Source organism: Lysinibacillus sp. NPDC093692 (genome assembly GCF_050280125.1).
Classification (GTDB): Bacteria; Bacillota; Bacilli; order Bacillales_A; family Planococcaceae; genus Lysinibacillus.
On sequence record NZ_JBNNUW010000020.1, the window covers coordinates 83,136 to 95,449 of the forward strand.

Below are 12,314 nucleotides of genomic sequence, written 5' to 3' on the forward strand. Positions count from 1 at the left end.
ACCCTGGAGCGAGCAACGCGAGTGAAGCGGCTCATCGGACGCCCCCAGGAAAGCGCTCAGTCGAAACGGAAATCAACCCCTCGTTTTGCAGAAGATCCATCCTTTATTTCATTGACCCAAATAGGTTTTCAACAATATGAAAAATTCGCACCCTGAGAGGAGTGCGAATTTTTTTCATTAATCGCTAAGCAAGCGTTTGAAATAGCTTTTGCGAATGAATAAATAACTAATGAAGAACAATGCAAAGAAGCATAAAGAGCTCATCATAGAGACTTGTAAAAATGCTGTGGAAACCATTGTTCGCATGGCAAATAATGTAGCAAATAACATCGTAATAGCTATCGCGAATGGTACAAATATAAGGATGGCTAGCTCTTTAGAAACAACTGTGAATAACTCTTTTTTAGATAGCCCAAGTTTCCGTATACCTTCATACTTTTCTTTTTCTTGAAGAAGTGTCGTTTGTAAATAAAAGTAGAGTATACTCATTGCCGCACTTAAGAAAATCAAACTCAACATAGAGCCGATAAAAAACATAACACTTTTTGTAAACATCTCCGTGTCGTACAGGTCGATTTTTGAAGTTACATAACGTTCCTCATGTATATGTGGGAAATCCTCAATAATCTTTTTCGCCAGCTCTGTATGTGCCGTCCAATTGATAAGCTCAAATAAGTAGGCTTTGTAGACAGGATATTCGATACTGTTATAAACATCATCAGGTACAATGAAATACGTTTGTTGGAAACCTGTTGTTAATAGATTTTTTTCATTTACAGATACAAGCTTAAAATGCTTTAGATATTTGTCATCATTTACATCAGTAATTGGTAATGCTTTACGATTACCAGCAACTGCTATAACTTCATTTGCACCTATGCTAACCTTTTCGTTGTGTAACAAGTTATAATCAGAAATTGACATGTAGCCTATACGAAGTTCTTCATTTGATTTAAATTCAATAAAATATTTTTGTGAATCCACTGCGGATAATTGTTTTTCAAGATTTTCAATATCAGCTTCTACCTTACTTGGGTCAGCCTTAGGAGGGGCAATATACTGAAAGCTGTATGGATAATTTGCCTCACTATCCTTTTCAACATTATAGTAAGAGCTAAACAAAATACTTGTACTTAAAAAGACACCGCTTAATAAGAGAGTGATTAAAAAGAGCATATTTGCGTGCGATTTCATTTTCGCATTAAGATTGGAAGCCAGTAGCATATTCGTTCGTTTCATATAAGCTGAGGATCTCTCAAAAGCCTTTAGCAAGAAGAGCATTCCTTGTGAGATGATTAGATAAATTGTAGAAAGAATACTCACAAAAAACACCGTGTAGTATAGAATGCCGAGGCTATCTACAATGTCAGGATTGATTTTTGATAAATAAGCTAGAGTGGCAGTAATAATAAGACTAATGACTAATAAAAGATAATGTGGTTTTATCGATTTTTCAATAACAGCATCACTTTTTAATAATTGAATGGACGCTTCTTTATTAATAAATCTTGTCATTATTTTTGAAATCACGACGAATAATACAAGGAATAAACCAATAGTTAAACCAATCGCTTTAATAGGCATATACATACCGAAAGTTTCTGCCTTTAAAACAACCTTGGCACCCATTAAGAAGAGAGGGGCAATGACAAGACCAAGAATAATGGCTGTAATAATCGCCATGATACCGATTAGTATATTTTCACGAAAGACTAACGTACGAATTTGTTTCATCGATGCACCAGTAATCATAAAAATACCTAGTGTTTTTGTTTTTTTCTTTAAAAAGGCCATTATTGAGTACGCAATGAAAAGAAATGAAAATAAATAAACGAGTATACTCGCCAACATTAATGAAATACCAAGTGATGAGTTTGAATCTACACTATTAAGACTTGGATGAAAAGCGATGACTGCAAATAGAAAGAAAATAATGATAGAGAACATACTACTGAGGAAATACGAAACATAGGTCCATTTATCACGTAAAATGTTTTGAACAACGATATGATTAAAGCTCATGCTGTCCACCACCTAAAAAAGCAAGTGTGTCCATGATTTCCTGGTAAAATTGTTTGCGATTATGACCACGATGAATTTCGTTATATAATTTACCATCTTTAATAAATATAATTCGACTGGCGAAGCTTGCTACATAAGGATCATGTGTCACCATTAAAATAGAAGTTTTCAGTTCAGTATGAATCGAACTAAATAAGTGCATGACATCGTTTACTGCTTTTGAATCGAGATTCCCTGTAGGCTCATCTGCCAACAATAAACTTGGCTTATGAATAACCGCACGAGCAATAGCTACACGTTGTTTTTGCCCGCCAGAAATTTCATAAATTCGCTTTGGCAGAAGCTCTTCAATTCCAAGAAATTGAGATACATGTTGAAGTCGTTGCTGCATTTTATCGGCAGGTAAGCTATCTAATGTTAACGGTAATAAAATATTTTCTTTCACCGTTAATGTGTGGACAAGATTAAAATCTTGAAAGACAAAGCCTAATTCTGAACGACGGAACTTTGCAAGTTCTTCATCATCTAAAGAATAAGGATTTCTATTATTGATAAGAATTTCACCAGCGGTAGGACGATCGATTGTTGACACGCTATTTAAAAATGTAGTTTTTCCACTTCCTGAAGGCCCCATAACGGCTACGAATTCATTCTCACCAAGCTGAAAATCTATGCCATTCAACGCCTTGTATGTGATTTCCCCGATATATTCTTTCTGCAAATTGGTCACTTGTAGAATCGAGCTTCCCATTTTTGAACAACTCCCTTACTTCGATTGAATAGCTTAAGTATAAAGAAGGAGCGGCATTTTACCTATTTGGCTAAATGACGTCAATATGACAATGTTGTCATATTGGGCGTATAATCATGTTTTTTTTACGCTATTTGAAAAATCTATGGAAAAGGTCGTGACTTCCTCATGGGATTGTAAAGTAAAAGGGTGCTCTAATATAGTTAAAATTTTTTTCACTAAATACAAGCCTATACCTGTTGCTTCACCGCTCATTCTACCTCTCATGCCTGTATAAAATAAATCAAAGACACGTGAAATTTCACTCTCCGGAATTGTTTCTCCACAGTTTTGAATGCGTAAAGTAGCTTCGTCGTAAATGATTTGAATAGAGCTCTCAGACTCAGCATATTTAATGGCATTATTGATGATTTGATAAAGCACAATCTTTAACCATTTACGATCTGAATAAATAATTGTATGTTCATCAATCGTCACTTTTGGAAAAATTTCTTTGGCGATGAAATAATCCTTTAAATCATTAACAACTTCCTTCGTAAGCTCCTTTAATGAAAGTGCTTCTATTTTTAAATCAGCCACTAGATTGGACGTGCGTTCATAAGTTAGTAGCTGATTCAAGGTAAACGTCAGCTTATCACATTCCTGATTAATTGTTTGTAAGTACTCTGATTGGTTAGTTGCATTAGATTGGATCATCAGCTGAATAACCGACAATGGTGTTTTCATTTGATGGGCAAAATGTGAAAGTACAAGCTGTTTTTCTTTCCCTTGCTCCTCTAGATATTGCTGCTGTGTTAAGTATAGATATTGCATTTGTCGTAGTTTTTGGCTATAGGCTTGCTCCATTGTAGCCTGTGGTTCATGCAGATAGAGGTCATCGCCTGTTAATGTGCTCTTCTGTAAATGAGTATAGAGCTTTCTTCTTCGAAAATAACGTCCAATCAACCAAACGATAAATAGGAAGCTCACGAGAAATATGAAGTAAAGATAGTGCGAAGCTAAATCATCCAGGGAATGAATAATCCAAGGTAATAATAGAAAGCTTACACAATAAAGAATAATTACACTTACATGATCTCGAAAGAAGAGCTTCATTCTTCTGCCTCCACTAATTGATAGCCAAGTCCGCGAATTGTTTTAATTTCTAGTCTAGATTGGATTGCCTCGAATTTTTTGCGTAATCGGCCAATATTAACTGATAAAGTGTTTTCCTCAACGAAGGATTCATCATCCCAAATAGCACTTAACAATTTTTGACGAGGAACAACATTAGGATAAGCTTCAAATAGTAATGTGCTAAGCTGCATCTCTTTTAATGTTAGTAGGCTCTCATGCTTTTCGGTGTAAAGACGAACTGTATTAGCATTTAATGTTGTATTTGCGATGGAAATCGAATTAGAATCAGAGGAAGCATATTCTCCATATGTACGACGAATAAGACCATTCACCTTTGCCATAAGCACATCTAGTGAGAAGGGCTTCGTAATAAAATCATCCGCACCATTTTCAATACCATATACTTGATCGATATCATTAACACGAGCAGATACAATAATAATAGGGCAGTTGGATAACTGGCGGATTTTGCGCGACCAAAAGTACCCATCATAGGTTGGTAAGTTAATGTCCATAACAACGAGATGGGGTTGAATTGCTTGGAATTCTTCTACTATTTGATTAAATTGTTGAACGGTATAGCATTCAAATTGATATTTTGATAAATGCTCCTCAATGGTTTTTGAAATATTGATATCGTCCTCTATTATGTAAATTTTGTACATAGTATCGACCTTTCCTTTTTTTGCTCATCACCGAAAGTTGGGAATAACATTTGTTTAAAACGTATGTCATGGAAATCAACCCCACGTTACGCTGAGTAGCCTTCTTCTTATTTATATATTTTTAATGTACCCTGATTTTAAATAATCCATTAATATTCTCTATTGAGTAAAGTAATTGTAACTTGAAATTATAAAAAAGAGCCACCACAAACCCAATTGGGAATGTGATGACCTCTTTTATTTATTTTTTTGGAATGTGGAAGGTGATAGTTGTTCCTTCATTTAACGTGCTATTAATTTGTAACCTCTGTCCGTAAATCCTTTTAAGTCGTAAATCTGTATTACGTAGCCCAACACCAGAACTTGGCGAATAGCTACCGGATTGTAGTTCATCTAATAGATTTGAATCAATCCCAACCCCATTATCTATAACACTTACTGCAACATGATTCGGACAATTCTTTATACGAATACAAACTGTACCGCCTTCTTCCTGTTTTAATACACCATGAACAACTGCATTTTCCACTAAAGTTTGTAAGGAGATAGGCGGGATTTCAATATTTATATTGTCATCAATATCCCATTCGATATTTAGTAAGTCTCCAAAACGCTGCTGACTAATATAGAGATATGACCGTACTAGCTCTAACTCATCCTTAAGTGATACTACTCGCTGTAAATTCCGCACATCGAAGCTGGCATGTAGATATTCACCAAAATGATGCATTAAGTCAATCATTCGGTCTGTATCGATCGTACTAAGTGATGCAATTGAGTTTAATGTATTAAATAAAAAATGAGGTTGTATTTGGGCCTGAAGCCAAGCTGTTTCTAAATGTAGTCGTTGATTGATACTATATTTTAAATCGATTAGGGCTCTACTCCTTACCTTTAACTCTAAAGAATTAATGGGCTTTGTCACATAGTCATTTGCACCATGGGCGAAACAAGTATAAACATCCTCGGAACAATTTCGAGCCGTTAATATTAAGACAGGTAATTCAAGCAATGAGTAATGCTCTCGAATAATTTCAGTTAATGCATAGCCTGATATATAAGGTAACATCGCATCAATAATGACTAGATCCCAATCTTCTTGCTGTAGCAATTCTAATGCCTGCTCACTGCTAGTAACTGTAGTAACAGCATATTCCGAAGTTGCAAATAAGCTACGCATAATTGTTAAGTTAATAGGATCATCGTCAATCATTAAAATGTTGAATTGCTTTTCCGTTATAGATGATGAATTTTTTTCTTCAACAAGAAGATGCGTGTCCTCTTCCTCGATATAGGATTGCTCCTCATTAACGTTTTCATCTGCTAATGGTAAGGTGAAAAAGACATCCGATCCTTTGTTAGGAATAGAGTGTATTTGTAAAGTTCCTCCATGTAATTCGATCAGCCTCTTTGAAATTAATAATCCAAGGCCGATTCCATCATTATTATCATTTCCTTGTTCGTAGGGGGAAAATAGACGACTTTGGATATCATCATCCATTCCTAACCCGGTATCACGAATATGGATAACAGCCATATTATTTTCGATTTGGGCGCTGATTTTTATAGATCCTGCACTCGTATATTTAATAGCATTGTGTAGGAGATTAAAAAGAATTTGAATCAATCGATTTTCATCGGCCACCACATTAGGGAATGCCCTAGGAATTGTTGAACTCATTTGAATCTGTTTACCGATTGTTATAAAACGTAACAAATCAAAAACGCCATAAACTGTACCTTGAATGCTGACGTTCTGTTTATGGAGATGCAAGTTACCTTCTTTTAAACGAGTAAAGTCTAATATGTCATTTAATGAAAATGACATGCTTCTCCCGATATCAATAAGATGTTTTAGGTTTTGTTTATCATCATCCATAAGCTTATTGTTTGGATTATCGTAAATGGATTGCCCTAACGTAATCATTTTATTCATAGGATCCCATAGTTTTTGTGAGCTACTGGATAAAAATTCATCCTTCAAAGCATCGTCTTTTTGTAATTTAGCAATCAATTGATTAATCTGCTCTTTATTTTCAAAAAAACGTTTAAACCAATAACCTGAAAAACCAAGCATGATAAACAAATAATCGAATGGATACATTGGTATATCATAAAAATAGTTGGATTTGATATATGCCCATATGATGCCGTTTAATGTTCCGAGAGCCGTCAATGCTATAAATGCAGTACTCTGTTTTTGATTTTCAAGATACTCTCTTAAAGCGAGTACTACTACAGATAAAAATGAAATGACATACAGTATAAAGTAAAAAGAATTTATTGAGTATAACCAATTAACTGGTAAGACGATAGTGAAAAATGCTGAAAGGGCGTAGAAAGCGAAGAGCCACTGAAAGCATTTAGCATGATGATATTTGACTAGTAAAACACGCATAAATTGAACAAAGAAAAAAGAAGCCCCGAGATAAATGATAGTAGATAGTTTGAATGACCATACATAATTGAGATGTAACCAATCGAGCATAGATTGATCGTATGAAATTAACTCATCTGCTAAAAGTAAAAGAAAACCTATTGTGAACAGTAAAACAATTGGTCTTGGATAAATAAATAAAAACACAAGGCTGCTAAAAAGTGCGAATAATAGTAGTGTTATTGAGATTGTAGCAAGGGATAAATCATTTATAATTTGGCGATTTTCCATAGCTACAGCAGAGCCAAATAAAATTCTTTTATTAATGGTAAGACTTTCTGATGTATCGAAATTAGACACGTGTAAAATTAAGTCAATTTCAGGCTGCTCATTTGTAAAGTAAAGCGTATAAGGAGTAGCTTGGCCTTGATGACTTTGTGAATCGGTAGCTACTTTTCCAGACTGTTCAACCAACTTCCCATTAAGATATAATGCTGAAGCAGTTGACACGGAAGGAATCTCAACGGCATAACGATTATCTTTGGGGGCAGTGTCATTGAGTAAGATTTTTAAACGGTATGAACCGTATCGTTCTGCAGTTGCCTCAGAATCTCGCGTGGGAATCACCCGGGTAGCTTGTTCAAACGATTGGAGAGATTTGTTATGAGCAGTGTTTAACGGATCTATTAATAATCTGGGATAGTAGAGCCATTCTCCATCTAAGTTAAGAACTTCTTCATCGGATAACTGCTGATCCCGTAGATCAAATACACCTTCTTTGGCAATCGTTTGTTCACTGGAAGGGAAAAAATAGGCAAGCCATAGTATACGAAGTGTAGTAAGAACTATAAAAATTAAAATGATGAAAAGCGAATGTCGTATTGTCGCTTTTTTTAACAGTGACATAAGAACCTCCGAAATTTACTTTATGTATTAAAAGGCCTATATTCACCATGCCATGAAATTTAGAAAATGGGAATAAAAAATTTATAAAAAAGATACTTTCAGACTAATCAGAAAGAGTTGATTTTCGCTTCGGGCTACTCACTTTCACACGAGAATAGCGTGAAATCTTAGCTCCTGCCTATTGTATGTGTCAATTATATTTTTGGGTGAATTAGTTTTCATTAAGGGGTGTGACGAATGATTTCAAGGGGAGAGATAATATAGTGTAGGTAAATTCAAGTTAAAGCCTCTGGACACATTCATGCAGAGTCATATTGATAATACCTGTTCGCCAATAAGATTAGGCATCGAGGGTATCTTCTCGATGCCTAGAATTATTCAACAGATATAGCGTTAAACAGCTCAGTTGTTTCTTGCTTTGGTAAAATACCGAGATCCGACATCAAGATACTTTTAAAGGTGTTGTAAACCTTTACTGCACCTGCTCGATGATCAACTTCTATATAGTGCCTCATTAGCTGTTGGATGGTTTTATCGGAATAGGGGGTATGTTCTACTGTTAAAAGTAATATATGCTCTCGTTTTTCCGCATCATCAATTGATGTATAGTGCTCTAATAAATCATGAAGTAAAAGAGTAAATTTGTTGTTCATAAAACTTGCTTTACCAGTAATCCAGGGATAATCTAATGAGGACATAAATTCGCCTTGGTAATTTTGTACGAGCGCCTCAGCTCTCCCTACATCAATCTTACCAGTCTCCGTTTTATCATTTAAAATATGATCCAAGTTATGGGCATCACATTGAAAATCCTCTAATTGCAAAACATAGCAGCCGTTTGCATACTGTATGACTTCTGAATAACCTAATGCTGAAAGCGTGGTGCGTAGATAGGAAACTGTTGTATGTAACTGTACTCGTGCCTTTTTACATTCCGTGTCTGCCCATAAAGCTTCGATGATTGTATCGCGAGGAACATGACTATTAAGATTGGAAAGAAGAAAGGCAAATAATTCTTTTGTTTTAAGCGTTCTCCAATGGACTGCTTTGTCATTATGTAAAACAACGAATCCTCCAAAGCATTGGATCGTAAGTGCGGGTTTATTTCGTACTTCTATAGGATTCGGTTTATTTTCTAGGTGAAGGAGTTCTTGGATTCTATTAATAGTCGTCTCTAGACGAGCTTTTGAAATAGGCTTTAATAAATAGTCAAGGGAGTGAATTTCAAATGCTTGTACTGCATAGTCTCGATACGCAGTGACAAATACGATATAAATATTTTTGTTCCATTCTTTTAAAAGCTGTGCAATCTCTAAACCGTTCATGCCAGGCATTTCAATATCTAAAAATGCCACTTGGAAATCCAAGCTTGGCCCTATTGCAAGCAGATCTTTTACAGTCGTAAAAGATCTAACGACCTCTATTGAATTAAATTCCTTTAACTTTTTCTCCATGTTTATAAGCGCTAATGGCTCATCATCCATTACTATCGCTCGAATCAAAAAGGCCACCAACTTTCTAATGTTTATTAACCTGATATCAATTATACCTCAGTGAAGTAGGTTAAATTAAAATATCAATGACTGACCCTTTTTACGGATGTATGGTCTCTTGCTGCTGCAGTATTAGATTGACCACATTTTGCATAACACCCATTTGTAAAGTATGTTGTAGCTCCATCATCTGAGAAGACATTATTGAATTAATTTTTACCCTCCATTCCTCCTTATTATCGGATGAAAATACTTATTTTCCAACATATAAAGATTGCAAATAGAGTTCTAATATTTCCTCCATAAAATTGTTTATTTACCAAAAATATATTTGCACTTGTATATTTTTCCGCATTTTTAGCAATAATTCGTAATATCAGGTCTGTTGTCCTGAATGATTGCTTGTATTCTCTAGCATTAAGAGCCTAAATCTAGTGTGCTAGCAGAAGACTGCGAAATAATAAAATGTGGAGGTTACAAAAATATGAAAAAACAAGCTTTAGCTTTAGCGGTAACATTAACCTTGGGATTAAGTTTATTTGCCAGTCCATCATCTGCAAAGGACAAACTCACATTTATGCCATTCGATGCATTTTGGGGAATCTCGAAAATTTACAATTTAACTTTAGAAGATTATGAGCCAATGATCGACTCAGAAGCAAGATGGTTTTATCCAGAGCAAAATTTAAATATAGCCGAAAAGAAAAATGATAATTCGCCGAAAGACCAACACTTTGTTGAGGCCGGAGATACTTTATTTACAATTGCACGTGAAAATGATGTGTCAGTGGAAGAATTACAGGAATGGAATAACCTTGCATCTGCTGATCTAATTTATGTAGGTGAATCATTGGCTATCAATGCTTCGGCAGCAAAACCTAAAACGTCCGAAAGCAAACCTAAAACGGTAGCAACGACATCAAGTAAAAAGCAAGCGACAGCTTCAAGTAATAAAGTTGCAACAGCTAGTACAAAATCTGTGAGTGCTCCGACAACTACGGGAAAAACGTTCACAATGCGAGCAACAGCCTATACCGCGTATTGCGAAGGATGTTCGGGAATTACAGCGAATGGAACAGATATAAGATCGAATCCAAACTTAAAGGTAATTGCTGTAGATCCACGAGTAATTCCTCTTGGGACAAGGGTTTGGGTTGAAGGTTATGGTGAAGCAATTGCAGCAGATACTGGTGGAGCGATAAAAGGTAATAAAATTGATGTATTTATTCCTACCGAGGGACAAGCTCGTCAGTGGGGCGTCAAAAATGTAATTGTAAAAATTTTAAATTAATGTATTTGAGAGGGTGTCTCCTTGAACTGAAGATACCCTTTTTATATTGTTTAAAGTTTACTACTCCTTAATCAATGATTTGCAAAATTCCCATTGAACTTGCATAAGTGGAAGGATTGTTGGAAACCATCAAAAAGAGGAGGGATTTTTATGAAAAAAATGAGCTTAATAATAATTTCTTTATTAGTATTTGTCGGTGGTTGTAGTTTCTTTGAAAAGAAGGAGCAAAAAGTGGCAGTTAACGCAAATTCAGGACTAACTGCAACCGCGAAAGTAATTGGTAAAAATAATGAAAGTTATGGCAATGCATATTTTGAGGAAGAGGATAATGGGGTTAAGATGACACTCGCACTATCAGGATTGCCAGCAGGAACACATGGCATTCATATTCATTCCGTTGGGAAGTGTGAGCCACCAACATTTGAATCAGCAGGTCCTCATTTTAATCCAACGAGTAAAGAGCATGGGAAGGATAACCCTAAGGGATATCATTTAGGAGATCTTCCAAATTTAGAAGTTGGAGAAGATGGTAAAGTGGATTTAAACTTTTTGGCTGAAGGGCTAACATTAGAAAAAAATGCTGCTAACTCATTGTTACGAGATGGGGGAACGACATTAATCATTCATGAATCAGAGGATGATTATAAAACAGATCCTTCAGGTAATTCTGGTGCTAGAATTGCTTGTGGCATTATTCAATAAGGACAATAAATCGACTGTATCTAAAGAAAATCACTTTAGATACAGTTTTTTGTTTTAAGGGTAAAAATCGATGAAACTTTTAGTTCATCACCATAACGTGAGGTTGATTTTTGTTCCGGCTGGGCACTTTCTTACCTCCAGTCAAGTGATCTTAGATAAATTTTATGCGAAGAATTGAATTTGTTTAGGTGGGAGGGGTACCCCTTCCAATCTCACCTGTGTTGTTAATGATAGAGACAACTATACCTCAAATTATATGGGGAGTATTCACAGCTACAGGAATGGTAGCTATAGGTGCGGGAGTAATCGGATACTGGTATCGCAAAATGCTTTGGTTTGAACGCATTATTGCGATTGCAGCTGGTTTACTTCTTATCTATTCAGAAAAGTTTTCAGATTGGGCAGGTTTAGCCATCTTTATTGCGATGTTTGTTATTCAGTATGTAACACAGCATAAAGGTAACGGTGATGACAATCAAAATGGTAAAACGAGTGTTACAGCTTAAGTAAAAAAGGGACGGGCTTCGGCCTGAATGAAAAAATAAGAATTTATCATTTTATAAGCATTTCTAAAACATGCTAATTTTAGTATGTTTTTTCTAATAAACCAAAAATTTAAAACTAAAAAGTAAATGTTTTTTTGAATTATGAGCATTCCTTGCAAGTTTATATATTGCGATAAAAGAAAGTGACCGCTCATAGTAAGCTACGGGAACGAGTAAGTTTTTTTCCTTTGGCAGTTAAAAAATGAGTGGAATAGAAGCACTTACATAACTTAGCGAGAAATTTCAAGGAAAGTCATTATCAAAATATGTTCAAAAGCTAGCAAAAGTTGATTTGTATCTTTTGGGTATGATTGCTAGTGTTAACAACTATAGGGAGATAACAAACGTTATTCAGGTAGCTACCCTTTGTTATTTTTTAATTATAGTGAAAGGAGATTTCTGAATGAAAAAAGTAAGTCTGCTTTTAATGATCATTCTTTTAGTTC

Annotated in this window: 9 protein-coding genes; 3 read left to right on the forward strand and 6 right to left on the reverse strand. The window is 35.2% G+C overall.

Annotation, left to right across the window (positions count from 1 at the left end; genetic code table 11):
* Positions 1–177: 177 nt before the first annotated feature.
* The 6 genes from ACQKN4_RS19150 to ACQKN4_RS19175 form a co-directional block, all read right to left on the reverse strand.
* Positions 178–2,022 (reverse strand): FtsX-like permease family protein, encoded by a 1,845-nt coding sequence (locus ACQKN4_RS19150; RefSeq protein ID WP_427484535.1) that lies wholly within the window; start codon positions 2,020–2,022, stop codon positions 178–180.
* Entirely contained in the window at positions 2,012–2,773 is a 762-nt protein-coding gene (locus ACQKN4_RS19155) for an ABC transporter ATP-binding protein (protein ID WP_079563058.1), read from the reverse strand. Before ACQKN4_RS19155 ends, ACQKN4_RS19150 begins: the two co-directional genes overlap by 11 nt.
* A 114-nt stretch (positions 2,774–2,887) precedes the next feature.
* Complete coding sequence (locus tag ACQKN4_RS19160; protein ID WP_427484536.1) at positions 2,888–3,868, reverse strand: sensor histidine kinase; 981 nt, start codon at positions 3,866–3,868, stop codon at positions 2,888–2,890.
* Entirely contained in the window at positions 3,865–4,554 is a 690-nt protein-coding gene (locus ACQKN4_RS19165; RefSeq protein WP_427484537.1) for a response regulator, read from the reverse strand. The genes ACQKN4_RS19160 and ACQKN4_RS19165 overlap by 4 nt, the downstream gene beginning before the upstream one ends.
* A 241-nt stretch (positions 4,555–4,795) precedes the next feature.
* Positions 4,796–7,837: an ATP-binding protein gene (locus ACQKN4_RS19170; protein ID WP_427484538.1), complete on the reverse strand. Its 3,042-nt coding sequence runs from the start codon at positions 7,835–7,837 to the stop codon at positions 4,796–4,798.
* 374 nt (positions 7,838–8,211) lie between these two features.
* Positions 8,212–9,339 carry a response regulator gene (locus ACQKN4_RS19175; protein WP_427484539.1) on the reverse strand — a complete coding sequence of 376 codons (1,128 nt, stop codon included), beginning with the start codon at positions 9,337–9,339 and terminating at the stop codon, positions 8,212–8,214.
* Between the two features lie 475 nt (positions 9,340–9,814).
* On the opposite strand from ACQKN4_RS19175, the gene ACQKN4_RS19180 reads away from it, so the two are divergent.
* The 3 genes from ACQKN4_RS19180 to ACQKN4_RS19190 all read left to right on the forward strand — a co-directional run bounded on the left by ACQKN4_RS19180 (position 9,815) and on the right by ACQKN4_RS19190 (position 11,829).
* A complete protein-coding gene (locus tag ACQKN4_RS19180; RefSeq protein WP_427484540.1) occupies positions 9,815–10,621 on the forward strand; it encodes a 3D domain-containing protein in 807 nt (268 codons plus the stop codon).
* A gap of 150 nt (positions 10,622–10,771) precedes the next feature.
* A complete protein-coding gene (locus tag ACQKN4_RS19185; protein WP_427484541.1) occupies positions 10,772–11,323 on the forward strand; it encodes a superoxide dismutase family protein in 552 nt (183 codons plus the stop codon).
* A 227-nt stretch (positions 11,324–11,550) separates the two neighbouring features.
* Complete coding sequence (locus ACQKN4_RS19190; protein ID WP_240518348.1) at positions 11,551–11,829, forward strand: hypothetical protein; 279 nt, start codon at positions 11,551–11,553, stop codon at positions 11,827–11,829.
* Positions 11,830–12,314: the final 485 nt, after the last annotated feature.

What these genes read in the sequence shown, in the direction of transcription:
- ACQKN4_RS19150 (WP_427484535.1), bottom strand. Translation starts at nt 2,022, where the DNA reads ATGAGCTTTAATCATATCGTTGTTCAAAACATTTTACGTGATAAATGG.
- ACQKN4_RS19155 (WP_079563058.1), bottom strand. Translation starts at nt 2,773, where the DNA reads ATGGGAAGCTCGATTCTACAAGTGACCAATTTGCAGAAAGAATATATC.
- ACQKN4_RS19160 (WP_427484536.1), bottom strand. Translation starts at nt 3,868, where the DNA reads ATGAAGCTCTTCTTTCGAGATCATGTAAGTGTAATTATTCTTTATTGT.
- ACQKN4_RS19165 (WP_427484537.1), bottom strand. Translation starts at nt 4,554, where the DNA reads ATGTACAAAATTTACATAATAGAGGACGATATCAATATTTCAAAAACC.
- ACQKN4_RS19170 (WP_427484538.1), bottom strand. Translation starts at nt 7,837, where the DNA reads ATGTCACTGTTAAAAAAAGCGACAATACGACATTCGCTTTTCATCATT.
- ACQKN4_RS19180 (WP_427484540.1), top strand. Translation starts at nt 9,815, where the DNA reads ATGAAAAAACAAGCTTTAGCTTTAGCGGTAACATTAACCTTGGGATTA.
- ACQKN4_RS19185 (WP_427484541.1), top strand. Translation starts at nt 10,772, where the DNA reads ATGAAAAAAATGAGCTTAATAATAATTTCTTTATTAGTATTTGTCGGT.
- ACQKN4_RS19190 (WP_240518348.1), top strand. Translation starts at nt 11,551, where the DNA reads ATGATAGAGACAACTATACCTCAAATTATATGGGGAGTATTCACAGCT.